Origin of the sequence: Lujinxingia sediminis (assembly GCF_004005565.1) — a bacterium.
Taxonomy (GTDB): domain Bacteria; phylum Myxococcota_A; class Bradymonadia; order Bradymonadales; family Bradymonadaceae; genus Lujinxingia; species Lujinxingia sediminis.
The window spans coordinates 495,577-514,339 of sequence record NZ_SADD01000001.1 but is presented as its reverse complement, the minus strand read 5'-3'; the positions used below and the strand labels follow the sequence as shown (position 1 = coordinate 514,339).

The 18,763-nt window shown below is 63.2% G+C and carries 18 protein-coding genes; 13 read left to right on the top strand and 5 right to left on the bottom strand.

Annotated elements, in window-relative coordinates:
* The first annotated feature begins 169 nt into the window (after positions 1–169).
* Entirely contained in the window at positions 170–676 is a 507-nt protein-coding gene (locus EA187_RS02095) for an HNH endonuclease (protein WP_115603153.1), read from the top strand.
* Between the two features lie 25 nt (positions 677–701).
* The gene (locus EA187_RS02090; RefSeq protein WP_115603154.1) at positions 702–1,574 is read left to right on the top strand and encodes a metallophosphoesterase family protein; all 873 of its coding nucleotides are present in this window, start codon (positions 702–704) and stop codon (positions 1,572–1,574) included.
* Between the two features lie 91 nt (positions 1,575–1,665).
* Here the strand turns inward: EA187_RS02090 and EA187_RS02085 are convergent, their stop codons facing one another.
* From EA187_RS02085 to EA187_RS02065, 5 genes are all read right to left on the bottom strand, one after another.
* Entirely contained in the window at positions 1,666–2,634 is a 969-nt protein-coding gene (locus tag EA187_RS02085; protein WP_115603155.1) for a ribose-phosphate diphosphokinase, read from the bottom strand.
* 89 nt (positions 2,635–2,723) lie between these two features.
* Positions 2,724–3,209, bottom strand: a complete 486-nt coding sequence (gene rimI / locus EA187_RS02080) for a ribosomal protein S18-alanine N-acetyltransferase (protein WP_115603156.1) — start codon at positions 3,207–3,209, stop codon at positions 2,724–2,726.
* Positions 3,206–3,802 (bottom strand): ribosome biogenesis GTP-binding protein YihA/YsxC, encoded by a 597-nt coding sequence (yihA, locus tag EA187_RS02075; RefSeq protein ID WP_115603157.1) that lies wholly within the window; start codon positions 3,800–3,802, stop codon positions 3,206–3,208. The genes rimI and yihA overlap by 4 nt, the downstream gene beginning before the upstream one ends.
* An 85-nt stretch (positions 3,803–3,887) precedes the next feature.
* Entirely contained in the window at positions 3,888–5,186 is a 1,299-nt protein-coding gene (locus EA187_RS02070) for a hypothetical protein (RefSeq protein ID WP_127779012.1), read from the bottom strand.
* Positions 5,183–6,160, bottom strand: coding sequence for a hypothetical protein (locus tag EA187_RS02065; protein ID WP_127779011.1), 978 nt, complete (start codon positions 6,158–6,160; stop codon positions 5,183–5,185). Before EA187_RS02065 ends, EA187_RS02070 begins: the two co-directional genes overlap by 4 nt.
* Before the next feature lie 185 nt (positions 6,161–6,345).
* On the opposite strand from EA187_RS02065, the gene coaE reads away from it, so the two are divergent.
* From coaE to dnaK, 11 genes are all read left to right on the top strand, one after another.
* Complete coding sequence (coaE, locus tag EA187_RS02060) at positions 6,346–6,996, top strand: dephospho-CoA kinase (RefSeq protein ID WP_241250152.1); 651 nt, start codon at positions 6,346–6,348, stop codon at positions 6,994–6,996.
* Positions 6,997–7,012: 16 nt separating this feature from the next.
* A complete protein-coding gene (locus tag EA187_RS02055) occupies positions 7,013–8,116 on the top strand; it encodes an SDR family oxidoreductase (protein WP_164855904.1) in 1,104 nt (367 codons plus the stop codon).
* Between the two features lie 184 nt (positions 8,117–8,300).
* On the top strand, positions 8,301–8,504 hold the full coding sequence (locus tag EA187_RS21030; RefSeq protein WP_206524198.1) for a type II toxin-antitoxin system HigB family toxin: 204 nt from the start codon (positions 8,301–8,303) through the stop codon (positions 8,502–8,504).
* A gap of 47 nt (positions 8,505–8,551) precedes the next feature.
* Entirely contained in the window at positions 8,552–8,953 is a 402-nt protein-coding gene (locus EA187_RS02045) for a helix-turn-helix domain-containing protein (RefSeq protein ID WP_127779010.1), read from the top strand.
* A 178-nt stretch (positions 8,954–9,131) separates the two neighbouring features.
* On the top strand, positions 9,132–11,303 hold the full coding sequence (locus tag EA187_RS02040) for a RelA/SpoT family protein (protein ID WP_127779009.1): 2,172 nt from the start codon (positions 9,132–9,134) through the stop codon (positions 11,301–11,303).
* Between the two features lie 33 nt (positions 11,304–11,336).
* Complete coding sequence (locus tag EA187_RS02035) at positions 11,337–12,284, top strand: tyrosine recombinase XerC (RefSeq protein ID WP_115603163.1); 948 nt, start codon at positions 11,337–11,339, stop codon at positions 12,282–12,284.
* Positions 12,285–12,287: 3 nt separating this feature from the next.
* Entirely contained in the window at positions 12,288–12,836 is a 549-nt protein-coding gene (gene hslV / locus EA187_RS02030; protein WP_115603164.1) for an ATP-dependent protease subunit HslV, read from the top strand.
* A gap of 66 nt (positions 12,837–12,902) precedes the next feature.
* Positions 12,903–14,318: an ATP-dependent protease ATPase subunit HslU gene (hslU, locus tag EA187_RS02025; protein WP_206524158.1), complete on the top strand. Its 1,416-nt coding sequence runs from the start codon at positions 12,903–12,905 to the stop codon at positions 14,316–14,318.
* A 16-nt stretch (positions 14,319–14,334) separates the two neighbouring features.
* A complete protein-coding gene (locus EA187_RS02020; RefSeq protein ID WP_115603166.1) occupies positions 14,335–15,540 on the top strand; it encodes an acetylornithine transaminase in 1,206 nt (401 codons plus the stop codon).
* Between the two features lie 213 nt (positions 15,541–15,753).
* Positions 15,754–16,881: a J domain-containing protein gene (locus EA187_RS02015; protein ID WP_127779007.1), complete on the top strand. Its 1,128-nt coding sequence runs from the start codon at positions 15,754–15,756 to the stop codon at positions 16,879–16,881.
* A gap of 51 nt (positions 16,882–16,932) precedes the next feature.
* Entirely contained in the window at positions 16,933–18,750 is a 1,818-nt protein-coding gene (gene dnaK, locus EA187_RS02010; protein WP_127779006.1) for a molecular chaperone DnaK, read from the top strand.
* Positions 18,751–18,763: the final 13 nt, after the last annotated feature.

Genomic DNA, 18,763 nt, shown 5'->3' with positions numbered 1-18,763 from the left:
CGGCTGCCCCGAAACTCGCCACGCCCCACAGCCCCTCACGGGCAAACGCGCTGTAAACCTTTGAAAAAAGAAGGAAATAGGCTCACCCTGCTTTACGGTTTTTTTGCCGACGTTGTCTGCTGAGGCATCGCATCCCCCCTCGACCGCAAGGCCACCGCTCGGAGCACGCATGAAACCCGCCCTCTTGCTCAACGCCTCCTACGAGCCTCTCTCGATCGTCGACTGGCGAAAGGCCGTCACGCTTTTGTGGCTGGGCAAAGCCGAAGTCCTCGTCTCCCAGGAGCGTCAGGTGCACGCGACGCACACCTCCCTGGAGCTTCCCTCCGTCCTTCGCCTCCTGCGACGCGTGCGCATTCCCCGGCGACGCGTGCAGTTCTCGCGCAACAACATCTATCGCCGCGACGGCTACCGCTGCCAGTACTGTGGCGAGCGTTTCAGCGGTGCCGACCTTACCTTCGATCACGTCATGCCCCGAAGTCGCGGAGGAGAGACCAGCTGGACCAACATCGCCACCAGCTGCCAGCCCTGCAATCGACGCAAAAACTCCCGCACCCCCTCCGAGGCCCGCATGCCCCTGATCACCCAGCCCTACGAGCCTCGCTGGTGGCCATTCAGCGCCGGGGCAGGTAATCTTGAAGACCACCCGGAGGACTGGAAGCCCTACCTCTGGACCTGACCCCTCGCCAGCACGCTGAGCCTTCATGCCTACGATCGCTATCCTTGCGGATGTTCACGCCAACCTCTTTGCCCTCGACGCCGTCATCGCCGATATCGCCCGGCATGAGATCGACGAGGTCATCGTCGCCGGCGACATGGTCGGCCGTGGCCCTCAGGGGAGCGCGGTCGTCGCTCGCATCGCCGAGCTGGGCTGGCGCAGCGTCAAAGGAAACCACGAGGATTACCTCCTCTCCTTTTGCCGCGGCGACATTCCCGAGCCCTGGTGTACCCTCGATGAGTGGGCTGGCTCGCGCTGGATGGCCGACGAACTCAGCGAGGAGGCCGTCGCCTTTATCGACGCCCTGCCCTTCTCCCTTCACGCCGAGTCCGATCCCACCCTGGAGGTCTTTCACGGCTCGCCGCGATCCCACAGCGAGGGCATCGGCGCCTGGACCCCCGACGATCGCCTGCGCGCGCACTTCGACGCCATCGAGGGCTCCACGCTCATCTGCGCTCACACCCACCGCCCGCTCGTCCACCGCTTTGACGACGGTCTGATCGTCAACGTGGGTTCGGTGGGACTCCCCTTTAACGGCGACTGGCGTGCTCAGTACGCCATCCTCACAGGAAGCGGTCCGTCCCGCGAGGTCACCCTGCGCCAGGTCGAGTACGACCGCGAGGGCTTTTTGAGACACTACCAGCGCTCGGGCTTTCTCACCGAGGGCAACATCACCGCGCGTCTGCTCTACCGTGAGGTTCAGGCCGCGCGCCCCTTCCTGGTCCCCTTCTTAAAATGGGCCGAACTCACCGAGCGTGAGCCCGCTCTTGACGCCCTCGACGACTTCGATGCGGTCTATGAGCCGGGCATCTCCATGCTCGACTTTCTCAAGCGCATCGATCCCTCCGAGCGCTTCTGAGCGCCCCGGTCGAAATGGTTGCATCACAAAAGAAGCCCCGACGCCAGGCGTCGGGGCTTTTTTGATCCTCAGAAGATCAAAACTACGCGTCTTAGCCCTGTTTCATGGGCTTTTTGGCGTGAAAGAGTTCGCTGACCGAACGCCCATCGTGAATGCGGCTGATGGCCTCGGCGAAGTCTTTCGCCACCGAGATCACCTCAACCTTCTCCGACTGCTGGTTGGCGCGCAACGGCACGGTGTCGGTTACAAAAACCTTGTCGATGAACGCTCCGTCGATGCGCTCGGCGGCGTTCGAGCTGAAGATGGGGTGGGTGGCCGTGGCCAGAACCTTGTCGGCGCCCTTCTCTTTCAGGAAGGTCGCCGCCTCAATGAGCGTGCCTCCACTGGCGATCTCATCGTCCACGATCACGGCGACTTTGTCTTTCACATCGCCGATCAGGCTGACCGCACGCGGGCGCTCATCATCGCCGTCGCGACGCTTGTCGATGATCGCCATCGGCAGGTCGAGGCGGTTGGCGTAACGCCCGAGATCCTTGGCTTCGCCGGCGTCGGCCGCAACCAACACCCAGTTCTCGCGCCCCTCCTCCTGACGCAGACGATCGCAGATGGGGCCCGCCCCCAGCAGCTGATCGACCGGCATCCGAAAGAAGCCCTGAGCCTGCGCCGAGTGCAGATCCATGGTGAGCACCCGGTCAGCACCGGCGGTCTTGAGCAGATCGGCCACGAGACGTGCGGTGATCGAGATGCGCGGACGATCCTTTTTATCGCTGCGGATGTAAGGGATGTAGGGCATCACCGCGGTAATGCGCGAGGCCGACGCCGAGCGCAGCGCGTCGATCATAATCAGGAGCTCAAAGAGGTTCTCATGAACCGGTGAGGCCGAGGTCTGCACGACGAAGACGTCGCACTCGCGCACGTTCTCCTCGATCTGCACCATCATGTTCTCATTGCTGAAACGAACCGTGGTGCTCTTTCCGAGCTCAATTCCGAGATGCCTGCAGATCGACTTGCAGAACTCCGGGTGGCTTCCGCCGGAGAAGACTTTGAGCTGCTTGTTCACGAGGGACTCCGTAACGAGGTGGTGGGGGGAGGGTGCGACGCCTCCCCCCTTACAAAACTCAGCGCGCAGGATCAACCTCGCCAGAACTCTCAGCCCAACTCAGCGCACATCACCCAGGCATCCTCGCCATCGTCGTAGTAGCGCTTGCGGCGGCCCATGCGCTCAAAGCCCAGGCGTTTGTAGAGGGCAATGGCCGCCTTGTTGCTCACGCGCACCTCCAGGAGGACCGAGACCACCTCGTGGGCATGGCCCAGGGCGATGAGCATCTCCAGCATCCCCCGGGCGATCCCGCGACGCTGAAACTCCGGGTGCACCGCCACATCCAGGATGTGCAGCTCGTCGAGCACCCGCCAGTAGGCCAGAAAGCCCGCCACACGCTCCCCCTCGGTGGCCACCCAGATGCGTGACCACTCCAGGGTGAACTCCCGCTCAAAGCTCTCACGCTGCCAGGGGTGGGCATGCGCGGCACGCTCCACCTCCATGATCGCGTCGAGATCATCGGGCGTCGCCCGCCGCACGCTCAGCCCCTCCGCCACACCTTCACCGCCGGGCTCACCCCAGCTCTCGGCGCTCATACGCCGGTGACCTGGCGGATGCGATCCCAGACCGCCTCCCCTCCCTCACCTTTGGTGCTGGAGTAGAGCAGAAGATCGCCGGGCGGGCAGTTCAGCCCTTTCGCAATCTCGCGGCGCCGCTGCTGTGCGGCGTTTCTCCCGTACTTATCAGCCTTGGTGAACACCAGAATCGGCTGAATGCCAAAGAGCGGTGCCGACTCAATGAGCATCATATCGTCATCGCGCACCCCGCGGCGCAGATCCATCACGCAGACGATCGCCCGCAGCGTCGGACGCCCGGCCAGATACCCCTCGATCATCGGCCCCCAGGCCGCCTTCACCGAAAGCGGAACCTTCGCAAAGCCGTAGCCCGGAAGATCCACGAAGATCATGGCGTCGTTGATGTTAAAGAAGTTGATCGTCTGGGTATGCCCCGGGGTTTTACTGGTCTTGACCAGCTTGGTGCGCCCCACCAGAGAATTGATCAGGCTGGATTTACCGACGTTGCTCGCGCCGCCAAAGGCGATCTCCGGGAGCTCGGTGGGCGGGTAGTGCGAGGGCTTTGTGCCGCTCGTCATAAACGCCGCCGTATTGACCTTGTAGATCGCGCTCATGTGATGCTCCTCGGTGCCGCGCCTCTCGGTTTCCCGCGACGAAAGTACGCGGGAGAGAGTTTCGGGCAACGCGTTAACAGATGATTCAAAAGAGGCTCACGCCGACACCCGGCGCTGCCCCGTGGCTCCATACCCACAGAAGGGCCAGGCTGACAAATGCAAGCGCCACCACCGGGGTCACTCGTCGCGCCAGCGCTCCGAGCGTTCCCTGCTCAAACATCGCCTGATGAAGGCCCAGCACCACAAGCGGCACGCCAAAGCCCACCCACTCCGCGCGGGTAAACACCCCGAAGGCCCCGCCGGACTCCCAGGTCACAAGAAGCCCCCAGGCCCAGCCCAGCACCATCAGCGCCACCGCGCGCCCCACAAGCCCGCGGCTCCATGTCTCCTGCGCCGCTGCACCTTCCGGCGCGACTTCGCCAGTGCCACGTCGCACCCGCCAGGCCGCCCAGGCGCAGAGCAGCGCGGCCATCAAGAGCGCCACAACCTCAGCCCCCATCGCGCTCAGATGCACCGAGATCGCGGTCGCTTCCGGGCTCACCAGGAGCTCCCCCTGCTCGGCCAGCCCCGGCGGAAGTTGTTGCGCGGAGAGCCACTCTGCGGCCCGGCCCTTAAGCCCCGCATCGATCAGGCGCTCGGCGTGGGGCACAGACGTGCCAAACACCATCCCCAGGGCCACCGCAAAGAGCGCGGCGGCGCCCGCCCAGAGCTTGTCGGCCAGCGCGCGAAGGCGATGCGTCGGCTCAACGAGCTCCGAGCTTACCAGCGCGGCGATGCCCGCCACCACAGACGCGGTGGCCACAAGCCCGGCAGCGCTCTCAGCTCCCATCATCACCGGCACCTTCAATTCGGCGGCCTGACGCACCGCGGGCAGGCCCCAGAAGAGCGGCTCGCCATCGGTGGCCAGGGGCCAGGCGAAGTTCATCGCGCCGCTGCGAGCGCGCTCGGCCCAGACTCCGAGGACGCCCAGCCCCAGCGCGGCGCTCAACGCGCCGACGGCCTGGGGCGCGCGGCCTGCGGCCGCTGCCGCCACAAAGAGCATGGCGAGCGCAGCGAGCCAGGCTGCGCCCTGCACCGCCCACATCGCCCCCAGGGTGGAGAGCCGGCCGGGCGCGCCTGCACCAAGCGTCAGCAACGATCCCAGGATCACCGCCCCGACCAGCAAACTCGCCCCGATCTGCACATCACGGGTCGCAATGGCAGCCGAGAGCCGCCCCAGCCCCACAAGGCCAGCGAAGCTCCCGAGCGCCGCCAGCGCCACCAGCATCCCCGCAGAAGCGCCAAACCACAGCGACGCCACAAGCCCCGCCCCTCCCACCAACGCTCCGACAGCGCTCAGACGAAACGCGCCTGAGCGCCTCGCCAGCTTCGGCTCCTGGCTCATCGCTTGCCCTCCGCAGCATCGCCATCTTCGGCTTCGTGATCTTCCGCAGCATCATCCGGGCTTCGCACAGCACCCAACCCGCCGGCGCAGAGGAGCAAAAAACCCGCCACGCACAGTCCGGCACCGACGCCCAACACCCCGAAAGGACGCACTGGCGAGACGCGAATCACCGCCGCCGGCACCTCCTGCAACTCGTCGAGCCAGAGCCCGGCAGCAAGGTCCGGACGCGGCTCAGCGCCCGGCTCCTCAAACACCCAGAAGCGTCGCCCCTCGCCATCTTCGAGCTGCACCGCTGGCCCCATGGCATCGAGGTAATTCGAGGTCGTCGCGATCACTTCGTAGCTCGGGCCGTCGATGGCAAGACTCAGGCTGTCGCCCACGACACCGGCAGCGGGGATGGTGTTCTCCGCCTGGCTGCGTACCACCGCCCGATACACCTCGGTGTCGGTCACAAGCCCCACAAACGCAAAACGAAGCCCGCTGACATCGAGACTCTCACCGACACCCAGGGGCTGCGGGGGCACCCCGTCAGGCCCCAGGCGCGAGAACGTCAGATCGATGCGCGGCTCAGCGCCCAGCACCACCGACTGCAGGGTCATGCGCAGTGGCAACATCACATCGACCTGGCGGCTCCCCTGCCTGACCTCATAGGTCTGCTGCGTCTGATGCATCGGCAACACGAGCTCGCCCACAGGCAACCTGCCATGGCCCATCAGCCATCCGCCCGCCAGCACCGCTCCGCCCAGCACCATCGCAACCACGCCCAACGCACCGAGCTCCGAGCGACCTTGCAGCGCCGTCCAGCGCATCGCCATCGACGCCACAGCAAGACTCAACAACAGCGCCGCAGCGCTGCCCACCTGGGGCATCGGCCCGGCCTCAAGCCACCCCGGAGCCCCGGCCGCCGCGTAGAGCGCCATCAGCCCGGCCAGCACCAGCGATGCGGCCGCCACAGCCGGGTTCGCCAACATCATCAGCCAGCGCTGCGTGCGCCTGCGTCGCCCTTGAAAGCGGGCACTTATCCTGCCTGCACGCCTTTGCATGCTTTCCCTGTCGATGGTATCAACCGCCCTATCTCTAAGGCGCTCAACCTGCACTTTAAATCGCCGCCAGCCGCCGGCGCATCATTGCGGCGAGTCCTAGTACGAGGGGCCAAAAGGTGTCAACGAACTCACCCGGCGTGATCATCGGCCTGACCGGTGGCATCGCCAGCGGAAAATCCACTGTCAGCCGTCACTTCGAGGCTCTGGGCGTCCCGGTGATCGATGCCGATCGCATCGCCCGCCAGGTCGTTGAACCGGGCCAGCCGGCCCTGGCCGACATCGTCGAGGCGTTCGGAGCGAACGTCCTCCACGAAGACGGCACGCTCAACCGTACCGCATTAGGCGCGCACATATTCCAGGATCCCGACGCACGCGCCAGACTTGGGGCCATCACCCATCCGCGCATCGCTCAGGAGATGGCCCGGCAGAGCGCCGCGGCCTTTGAACACGGCCACCCCTGGGTGATCTACGACGCCGCGCTGATCGTAGAGAATGGTCTTTATAAAGCCTTCGACAGCCTCATCGTGGTCGCCTGCTCGCCAGAGACGCAACTCCAGCGCCTGATGGCCCGCGATGGCATCAGCGAAAAGCAGGCCCTGGCCCGTATCCACTCCCAGATGCCTTTGCGCGAGAAGCTCGAGGTCGCCGACTTTGTCATCGACAACGATCAGAGCCTCGACCACACTCGACGCCAGGTAGATGATCTTTTCGAAACCATCGACGCGCGCATCCGCCAGCGTGGCAGCGCGCGCCCGACCGACGACTGAGCACGGACTTACCGCGATGACCGAGCCCTCCCGAAAGCGCGACATCCTCATCACCGGCTTCCCCAGCTTCGTCGCACGCAAGCTCGTTGAGACCATCCTCAACGACGAGCCCGACGCTACGATCCGACTGCTGGTGCGCCCCGATGCCCTCGATGAGGCCGATCGTCAGCTGCAAAAACTCGACGCCTCCCGCCAGCGCATTCACCTGCTCAGCGGCGATGTCGTCGCCCTCGACCTGGGCCTCTCCGGCCGCGAGTACCTGGAACTCATCGCCAACGTCACCGACATCTACCACATCGCCAGCATCTGGTTCCTGGGGGTGGAGCGCTCGGAGGCCTTTGAGGTCAACGTGCGCGGGGCGCGCAACATCCTGGACACTGCCTACGAGATGCAGCACCTGGAACGCCTCAATCACCTCTCCACGGCCTTTGTCAGCGGCGACCGCGCCGGCGTGATCATGGAAGAGGAACTCGACGAGGGGCAGGGCTTTCGCAACGCCTACGAAGAGAGCAAGTTCCGCGCCGAGCAGGCCATGCGCCAGGCCATGGAGCATCTGCCCATCTCGATCTTCCGCCCCAGCATCATCGTCGGCGATTCCCGTACCGGTGAGATCGACCGGATGGCCGGGCCCTATTACCTGATCAACGCCCTGGTCAACATGCCCTCAATCGTGCCCATCCCCATGCCGGGCCGCGGTGACAAACCCCTAAACCTCGTGCCGGTGGATTTTGTCTGCCGCGCGATGCACCGCATCAGCTGCCGCGACGACGCCGCCGGGCGCACCTTTCACCTCTGCGACCCCAACCCCCTCTCCGCTCGACGCGTCTTCCAGCTGGTGGCCGACCGCGCCGGCCGCAGCGCCCCCGTCAGCATGCTCCCCTATCGGCTGACCAGCCTGCTTATGAAGTTCCCCTACCTGGAGCGCTTCACCCGCAACCCCCGCCAGTTCATGGACGACTTCAACCACCTGACCATCTACAACTCCATCAACACCCTCGATGCCCTGGAAGGTCAGGACCTCTGTCCGCCGCTTCCCACCTACCTCGACGCACTGATTGCGTATGTGCGCGCCGCAGACCTCGACCTGGAGATGCCGCTGGGGGTGGAGATCATGGGGTAACATTTCTGCGAATAAAATTTCGCCTGCCCTTGTTACCAATCTGGTAACAATTATAGCCTGCTAACTATTTTATTGAGGTCAACTATGCGTATTGTGAAGAAAAAGACGATCATCGACCAGTATGTGAGATTTCCTGACGTTAAACAGCGTTTAGAGGAGTGGCTTACCGACGCCGAACGAGCGCATTGGGCGTCTCCGCAAGACGTCACAAGGCGGTACCCAAACGCGCGTAACTCTCAAGGGCAACCGAGTTGTTTTTAACATCAAGGGCAACACCTACCGCCTCATCGTATCCATCGCTTATCGGTCACAAGTCGTCTACATAAAGTTTTTCGGTACCCACGCCGAATACGACAAAATAGACGCCCTCAGCGTCAACGACTTCTAACGGGTCGTTTTTCGAAGTTCACCCCGTCAGTATGACAGGAGCCCTCAATGAACATCCAACCCGTCCGGACCCCACAGGACTACGAGAACGCGTTGCGTCGCATCTCCGACTTGATGGACGCAGATCCAACCGAGGGGACCGATGAGTTCGACCTTCTCGACATTCTGGTCACGCTGGTCGAGGCCTATGAACGAAAGCATTACCCGATCGCGCAGGCGCCACCCACCGACGTGATCCAGTTTCATATGGAGCGCCTCGGCCTGACGCAGGCTGAGCTTGCGCGTCAGGCTAAACTCCAGCCCACCCACCTCTCTGCTGTTCTTCAGGGGCATCGTCAGCTCTCGCTTAACCAGATTAAAAAGCTCAGCGCATTTTTCGAAATCCCGGCGGGCTCCCTGATCGACAACCCCTTCCGCGACGACGCGGAACATCGCCCCTCAGCGGGTTGATCCCCCTACCCTTCTTTCTTTGATTCGACGCTTAGCTCCGTTACCATGAGCGATGTTCGCCCCTCTGGTGAGCAGCCGACCCGGCCTCTAAGCCCCCCCGCGAATGAATGCCTCCCGCGGTCGGTTCTTTTTATTGAGCGCTTATGCTCCGGCCCTTAGCCCGGGAGTCGTCGAGTCGATGCAACTGCAAAACCGCCTGAACTCCATCATCAAGAAAGTCCGCTCCTACCACCCTGACCCGGACATCGCACAGCTGCGCGAAGCCTACGAATTCGCCGCGGCCATGCATGAGGGCCAGATGCGTAAGAGCGGTGAGCCCTACATGAGCCACCCGCTGGAGGTGATGGATATCATCGCCGACCTGCGCCTCGATGTCGCAAGCCTGGTGGCAGGCCTTCTCCACGACACCGTCGAAGATACCGACACCACCGTCGAAGAGCTCAGCGATCGCTTTGGCGAAGACGTCGCCTTTCTCGTCGACGGAGTCACCAAGCTCTCCAAATTTCAGTTCAACACCCGCGAAGAAGCTCAGGCCGAGAACATCCGCAAGATGATCATCGCCATGAGCCGCGACCTGCGCGTGATCCTGGTCAAGCTCGCCGACCGCCTCCACAACATGCGCACCCTCAAATACATGAACCCCTCGTCTCAGGAGCGCATCTCCAGGGAGACGATGGACATCTACGCCCCGCTGGCCCATCGCTTAGGCTTGAACTGGGTCAAAACCGAGCTCGAAGACCTCTCCTTTCGCTACCTGCACACCGAGGCGTACTACGACATCGCCGAGAAGGTTGCATCGAAGAAGCGCCAGCGCGAGAACTTCATCCGCGAAGTCATCACGATCCTCCAGGAACTCCTCGGCGAGAACGATATCTCTGGCGAGGTCTACGGTCGGCCCAAGAACTTCTGGAGCATCTATCGGAAGATGCGCCACAACCAGATCGAGTTTGAGCAGGTCTTCGACGTGCTGGCCTTTCGCATTTTGGTCGATGAGCGGGTGCAGTGCTACGAGTCGCTCGGCCTTGTGCACAACCTCTGGAAGCCCATCCCCGGGCGCTTTAAAGATTACATCGCGATCGCCAAGCCCAACGGCTACCAGTCGCTGCACACCTCGGTGATCGGCCCTTATCAGGAGCGCATCGAGATCCAGATCCGCACCCACGACATGCATAAGGTCGCCGAGGAGGGGATCGCCGCCCACTGGCTCTACAAAGAGGGCAAGGCCGTCCCCGATAAGGACGACCAGAAGTTCGCCTGGCTCCACCGCCTGATGGAGGAACACCAGGACCACGAAGACCCGATGGAGTTTCTGGAGTCGGTGAAAATCGACCTCTTCCACGACGAGGTCTACGTCTTCACCCCCGACGGCGACGTGTTGAGCTTCCCGGCCGGTGCGACCTGCGTGGACTTCGCCTTCGCGATCCACTCCGAGGTCGGCGCGCACTGCTCCGGGGCCAAGGTCAACGGGATGATGGTCCCCCTGAAGACCGAGCTGCATAACGGCGACATCGTCGAGATCCTCACGCACAAGAACCAGCGCCCCAACAAGGACTGGCTCAACTTCGTGACCACCAGCCGCGCGCGCACCAAGATCCGCAACGCCGTGCGTCGCGAGCAGCGCGAACGCAGCCAGGAGCTCGGCCGAGAACTTCTGGACAAAGAGCTCAAGCGCTACCACACCAACATCCGCGCCTGGGAGCGCGCCGGGAACCTGGCCAAAGCCGCCGAACTCAGCAAATTTAACAACATCGACGACATGCTCGCCGACGTCGGCTACGGCAAGACCCAGCCCGATACCATCGTCGAGAAGATCTACCCCACCGAGAACAAGAAGGCGCGGGCGGCCGACACCGAATCGAAGATCGGCCAGCTCTGGGACAAGCTCGTCCACCGGGGCAAGACCGGCGTGGTTCTCGACGGCATCGAAGACGTGATGGTGCAGTACGCCAAGTGCTGCAACCCGCTGCCGGGCGATGAGATCATCGGTTTTGTCACCCGCGGTCGCGGCCTCTCGGTGCACACCCGCGACTGCACCCGGGTGACGCATCTGGAGCGCGAGCGTCAGATCTCGGTGCGCTGGGCCAATGACACCAGCGTGCCCGACAACGCGCGCCGTCCGGTCAGCGTACGCGTCTATTGCACCGATAAGCCCGAGCTTTTGGCCAACATCAGCCAGGCCTTCTCGGCTTCCGGCGTCAACATCAGTCAGGCCCAGTGCGTGACCACCGAAGATCACCGCGCCGTCAACACCTTTGAGGTGCTCGTTCAGAACACCGAACAGCTCAAACGCGCCATGCGCAGCATTGAGAAAATCAAAGGCGTGTACAAAGTCGAGCGCACGATGAATTGAGCCTCACCCTTTTCTCTCTGCCCACGGCCTCCCATGCTCGCTGAGCGTATCGACCAGTTCATCACGTATTTGCGCGTGGAGCGCGGCGCCAGCGCGCACACCCGGCGAGCCTACGCCAGCGATCTGGGCCAGCTGGCCGACTTTTTAGCCGAACGCGGTCGGGAGAATCCCGACCCCGGGGCGCTGACCATCGACGATCTTCGGGCGTTTGTCGCGGACCGCTTCGATGCGAACCAGGCCTCGTCTCTGGCCCGAAAGATCTCAACTCTGCGCTCCTTCTGGACCTTTCTGATCAAGAAGCGCCTGGTCGATAAAAACCCCGCCGAACTTCTCTCCACCCCGAAGGTGCAAAAGCCTCTGCGCAACTACCTGGGCGTCGACGAGATCTTTCACCTGCTCGACGGCCATAAGGGCGACTCCGTCCTGGGGATCCGCGACATGGCCATCTGGGAGGTGGGCTACGGCGCGGGGTTGCGCGTCTCGGAGCTGGTCTCACTGAACCGTTCTGACATCGATCTCGACGCCGGATGGGTGCAGACCATCGGCAAAGGAAACAAGGAGCGGCGCGTGCCCCTGGGGCAGAAGGCCTGCGCTGCGCTCAAGCGCTATCTGGCGCGGCGCCATGAGCTGGTCGACGGCGACAGCGCCCCCGACGCGGTCTTTCTCAACCACCGCGGGGGCCGACTCACCGACCGCTCGGTGCGACGCCTGCTCAAAGAGCATCTGGTTCGCGCAGGACTCGACACTTCGCTGACCCCACACGGGTTGCGTCACTCCTTTGCCACCCATCTGCTCGACGCCGGGGCCGACCTGCGAGGCATCCAGGAGCTCCTTGGCCACGCCAACCTCTCGACCACCCAGCGCTACACCCACGTCTCAATTGACAGGCTTATGGAGGTCTACGATGCTGCCCATCCCCGCGCCCGATCGGCGTCTGGAAGGCGCAAAACCGAGTCCTCACCAACTTCCAATGATGAGTAAGCGATGAGCTTTCGAGGCACCACCATCGTCAGCGTTCGCCGCGGCGACAAGGTCGTCGTCGCCGGCGACGGTCAGGTCACCATGGGCGAAAAGATCGTGATGAAAGCCACCGCCCGAAAGGTGCGCAGACTTCACGGCGATAAAGTCCTCTGCGGCTTTGCCGGCTCCACCGCCGACGCCTTCACCCTCTTTGAGAAGCTCGAAGAGAAGCTCAAAAAGTTCAACGGGAACCTCACCCGCGCCGCCGTCGAGCTGGCCAAAGACTGGCGCACCGATCGCATGCTGCGCAAACTCGAAGCGCTGCTCATCGCTGCAGACAGCGAGGCCACACTTCTGATCAGCGGCACCGGTGACGTCATCGAGCCCGAAGAAGGCGTCATCGCCATCGGCTCGGGGGGCTCCTACGCCTTAAGCGCGGCCCGCGCTCTGGTGCGTCATACCGAGCTCGACGCGCGCACCATTGCCGAATCCTCCCTTAAAATCGCCGCCGAGATCTGTGTGTTCACCAACGACTCGCTCACCATCGAGGAACTCTCCACATCCTCACGTTGAGTGCCCCGATAGGCTCACCAGCAGTCCCCCCTTCTCGTTGCACGAATGCCCAAGGGATCACCGACCATGGCCACCTCCCCCGCCCCCAGAAAGGATGATTTGGAACTGACTCCGCGCCAGATCGTGGCCGCGCTCGACCGCTACATCGTCGGGCAACACGCCGCCAAACGCGCCGTCGCCGTCGCCCTGCGCAACCGCTGGCGTCGCCAGCAACTCGACGAGGAGCTGCGCGATGAGATCATGCCCAAGAACATCATCATGATCGGCCCCACCGGCGTCGGAAAAACCGAGATCGCTCGTCGCCTCGCCAGACTCGCCCGCGCCCCCTTCCTCAAGGTCGAAGCCTCCAAATTCACCGAGGTTGGCTACGTCGGGCGCGATGTCGAGAGCATGGTCCGCGATCTTCTGGAGCTGGGCATCAATCTGGTCAAAGCTGAGGCCGAGGAGCGCGTCGAGGAGCGCGCCCGCGAGATCGCCGAAGAACGCATCCTCGACCAACTCGAACTCAAAAACTCCGAGCGCCCTCCCCTCGACGAGCGCCACAACCGCCAGAAGTCCTTTATCGTCGGCGAAGATGGCACCATCCAGTCCACCGACGAAGCGCCCAAGAACGTGCGCGAACACCTTCGCCAACGCCTGCGCCAGGGCGACTTCGACGATGACTACATCGAGATCGAACTGACCGACTCGTCCAACCCCGTCATCGAGGTCTTCTCCGGCCAGAAGGGCATGGAGGAGATGGACCTGGGCAGCGTCTTCGGCAACATGTTCCCTCGCCGACGCAAAAAGAAGCGCGTCAACGTCAAAGACGCCCTCGGCGCGCTCGTGAAGGAGGAGGCCGGCCGACTGATCGATATGGATCAGATCACTCAGGAGGCGCTCCAGCGCACCCAGCAGTCCGGCATCATCTTCCTCGACGAGATCGATAAGATCGCCGGACGAGAGTCACAGCAAGGCCCCGACGTCTCGCGCGAGGGCGTCCAGCGCGATCTGCTCCCCATCGTCGAAGGGTCCTCGGTCACGACCAAACACGGCGTCGTGAAAACCGACCATATCCTCTTTATCGCCGCCGGTGCCTTTCACGTCTCCAAGCCCTCCGACCTCATCCCGGAGCTTCAGGGACGCTTCCCGATCCGCGTGGAGTTGGAGAGCCTCACCCAGCAGGACTTTCAGCGCATCCTCACCGAGCCCCGTAACAGCCTGACTCGCCAGTACGTCGAACTGATGAGCACCGAGGGCATCACCGTGAGCTTTGACGATGAGGCCATCGCCACCATCGCTGAGATGGCCTACCAGGTGAATGAGTCGCTGGAGAATATCGGCGCGCGTCGCCTGCACACGATCATGGAAAAGGTCTTTGAAGCCCTCTCCTTTGACGCACCGGACATCGAAGATCAAGACATCGTGGTCAGCGCCGATTACGTACGCGAGCGCCTCCAGGATGTGCTCCAGGACGAAGACTTAAGCCGCTACATCCTCTAATCGAAGGATCTCTCCTATGACGGACACCGCCGAGCTGCTTCATAAAGCCAACGACCTCAACAGCCCGAACTACGCGCCTGCGCCCATTATCTTTGAGCGCGGACAGGGCGTGCGCCTCTTTGACTCCGAAGGCAAAGAGTACCTGGACTTTGTGGCCGGCATCGCCGTCTGTGCGCTCGGACACGCCCACCCCACTCTGAGCGATGCGTTGCGCGATCAGGTCGGGCGTCTTCTGCACGTCTCCAACCTCTATTATACCGCAGAACAGATCGCGCTGATGGAGGCCCTCGTCGAGAAGAGCTTTGCCGACCGGGTCTTCTTCTGCAACTCGGGCGCCGAGGCCAATGAGGCCGCGATTAAGCTTGCCCGTCGCTACCAGAAGGTCGTCGCCGGACGCGCTGATAAGACCGGCATCGTCACCATGACGCACTCCTTTCACGGACGCACTCTGGCGGCGATCACAGCCACCGGCCAACCGAAGTACCACGAGGGCTTTGAGCCTCTGGTCCCGGGCTTTAGCTATGTGCCCTTCAACGATCTGGACGCCCTGCGCCAGGCTGTCGATCGCAATACTGCCGCTGTCATGGTGGAGCCCGTGCAGGGCGAAGGAGGCGTGCGCCCCGCCGATGCGGCCTACCTTAAAGGGGTGCGCGAGATCTGCGATAAGCACGGTGCGCTGCTGATCTTCGACGAGGTCCAGACCGGCGTCGGCCGCACCGGCTCACTCTTCGCCTACCAGCACTACGGGGTTACCCCGGATATTATGAGCCTGGCCAAGGGCCTGGGTGGCGGGGTGCCCCTGGGCGCAACGCTCGCCAGTGCGAAGGCCTGGGCAGGATGGACCCGCGGCAGCCACGCCTCGACCTTCGGGGGTAACCCGCTGGCCACACGCGCTGGCCACACCGTGCTTGAGGTCATCGCCCGCGACAACCTCCTGGAGAACGCCCGCGCCCGTGGCGAGCGCCTCCAGGCCGGCCTGCGCCGCCTGGCCGAGCATTTTGACGTCATCACCGACGTCCGGGGACTGGGGCTGATGGTCGGCGCGGAATGCAAAGGCAACGCCGCCTCGGCCATTGCCTCCGCCGCCCAGGACGAGGGCCTGCTGATCAACACCGCCGGCGGGAACACCCTGCGTTTTGTGCCTCCGCTGATCATCACGGACGCTGACGTCGATGAGGCGCTTGAGCGCCTGGAGCGCGCCATTGAGAAGGTCGTGTCCTGAACACCCGACTGCCCGGGAGCGCCGGCGCCCTCCTTGCCACATCGACGGCGCCGAAGTATCCTTAACCTCAGGTAAATTCCTGTTCATTCTGGTTGCCAGCGCTCCCGGGTAGCTCACCCCTCTACACACTGTCCGGGGACTCCTCTCGTACTTCAGCTCGGCCTGCGGGCGCGCACTCCCTGCTCGCCCCCCACTTCCCCTACCGGTCAGACGATGTCCTCAATCGATGAGACGCTCGCCCCGCGCGCGCTGAGCGGGGTCGACTTTAAAAGCCTCAAGTCGCCGCTGACTCCCGAAGAGTTCTTTGTGCTCTCGCGCGTCGACGGGTCGATGACCGTCGCCCAGCTCTGCTCGGTCAGCGGGCTGGGGCGTCCCCTCACCCTGGAGTGTATCGAGAGCCTCTGGAAGAACGGGCTCATCGAACTTCCCGGACAGATACCCCCGGCTCCCGCCTCTTCGACCGCGGCCTCACCCGCTCCAGCGGGGGCTGCATCCGAGACCGCTGAGCCCCACGAGCCTGGCGAGGACGACCTCAGTGAGGCCATTCTCACACGCTTCCCGGTGGCGATCGAAGACTTCCACTTCGACCGCGAGCTCCTGGAGCAGAGCGTCGAACTGGACGACGACTTCAAACGCGAAGTTGTCTTCGTGCACGCCCAGCTCGACGAGGTTGACTACTACCAGCTTCTCGGTGTGGACGTGGACTGCGGACGACGCGAGCTTCGCGGCGCGTACTTCTCAATGTCCAAGCGCTACCATCCCGATCGCTTCTTTCGAAAGGTGCTGGGCGATTACGGCATGCGCATCGAAAAGATCTTTCAACGCATCACCCGCGCTTACCAGACCCTCTCCAACCGCAACAAACGTGCGGAATACAACGCTTTCCTGGAGCAGCACCGCCAGCCGGTGCCCCTCACGGAACTCGCCACAACGCCCCTCTCCCAGCGCAGCGAACCGATCGAAGAGGTCGCCAGCGAGCGCAAGCGTGAGATGGCCTTTCAACTGCTGGTACGCCGCGGCGACGCCCACCTGGAACGCGATGATGTAGGTGCCGCGCTGCGTGAGTTCCGAAAAGCGCTCACGCTCAAGCGCGACCACGCCCTGGCCCTTCGGGTCGCTCAAAGCCTCAAAGACCGCGGCAATCACCTCGATGATGCCGTCGCCTTTGCACGCGCCGCTCATAAGATCGAAGCACGTTCCGTTGACGCGCTGCGCATTCTGGGCGAGTTATACATAATGAAACAATCCCCCTCCGACGCGATCTATCACCTGGAGCGCGCGCTGGAGCTTCGACCCGACGACGCCGACATCCTCGCGCACCTCCAACAGCTGCGCGCCTGAACGATCGTCACCTGCCACCTGCCACGTCGCACGACCCGCTAAGGAGAACGCATGGAGCGCATCATCGGAATCGACCTCGGGACCACCAACTCCTGTGTCGCCATCGTTGAAGGCGGCACCCCCCAGGTCATTCCTAATAAAGGTGGCTACAAGACCACCCCCAGCGTCGTGGCGATCACTGAGAGCGGACGCCGACTGGTGGGCCAGATGGCCAAACGTCAGGCCATCACCAACGCTCGTCACACCGTCTACGCCTCCAAGCGCCTCATCGGCAGAAAGTGGAACTCCTCGGAGGTCCGCCACTGCATCGAGACCTGCCCCTACGAGATCGTGCAGGGCCCACACGAAGATGTGCGCATCAAACTTCGCGACAAAGAATACAGCCTGCCCGAGATCTCCAGCATCATTCTCCAGGAGATGAAGCTCGTCGCCCAGGAATTCCTCGGCGAGGAGCCCACCAAAGCGGTGGTGACCGTGCCGGCTTATTTTAACGACAACCAGCGCACCGCCACCCGCGACGCCGGCCGCATCGCAGGGCTCGACATTGTACGCATCATCAACGAGCCCACCGCCGCCGCCCTGGCCTACGGCTTCGGCAAGAACCTCGACGCCACCGTCGCGATCTACGACCTTGGCGGGGGCACCTTTGATATCTCCATCCTCGATATCCACGAGGGCGTCTTCGACGTGCTCTCCACCGCCGGCGACACATTCCTGGGCGGAGAAGACTTCGATGCGCGCATCATTGAGCACCTGGCCTTTGAGTTTGCCCGTGAGCATAAAGTCGATTTACGCAAAGACGAAATGGCTCTGCAGCGTCTTCGCGACGCGGCCGAGAAGGCCAAGATCGAGCTCTCCTCAATGCCGGAGACCGAGATCAGCCTGCCTTTCATTCACAGCCGTGATGACGGCGAAGCCCTCCACCTTCAGACCACACTGACCCGCGACGCGTTTGAGGAGCTGGTCATCGACCTGGTGCAGCGCACCATCAAGATCTGCCAGGCCACTCTCCAGGAGAGCGGCCTTGAGATCGACGACATCGACGACGTGATTCTCGTCGGCGGTATGACACGCATGCCCCGCATTCAGGTCGCGGTGCGCGACTACTTCGACAAAGCCCCCTCCAAGCAGGTGCACCCCGATGAGGCAGTTGCGCTGGGCGCCTCGGTTCAGGGTGCAGCCCTGATCGAGGGCAGCAGCGATGTGCTCCTGCTCGACGTGACCCCGCACAGCCTCGGGATCATGGTGCACGGCGGTGGTTTTGAGGTGCTGATCGAGGCCAATGCCACCATCCCCACCAGCCACGGTCATATCTTCACCACGGTGCGCGACAACCAGACTTCGGTGAAAATCATCGTGCTCCAGGGCGAGTCGCCCAACGCCGAGGAGAACGAGATGCTGGGTGAGTTCGTGCTCAGCGGGCTGCGCCGCGCGCCGGCAGGTGAGGTCGAGGTCGAGGTCGCCTTCGAGATCAGCGCCGACGGCATCGTCTCGGTCCAGGCTCGCGACCTGGAGACGGGCAAGGAGCAGTCGATCACGGTCACCGCCACCAGCGGTCTGACGGAAGAAGAAATCCAGAACATGATCGAGGAGAACGAGGACTACCTGGTGGAACTCAAGCGCGATGAAGAGCTTGAGCGCGCCCGCGGCCAGATTCGTAAATCGGTGCGCGAGCTTGAAAAACTCACCGAGCGGACCATCAGCAACGGTGACGGCCACCTCCTGGAACATCTACGCGAGCGGGTCACCCGAAGCGTTGAGAACGCTCGCCAGGCCCTCGACTCCAAAGACACCGCCCGGCTCACGACCATCGCCGACGAGATTCAGCAGGTCCTCCAGTCGGTGAAAGCCGCCGCCATGGGCGCCTGAGCACCACACGCCG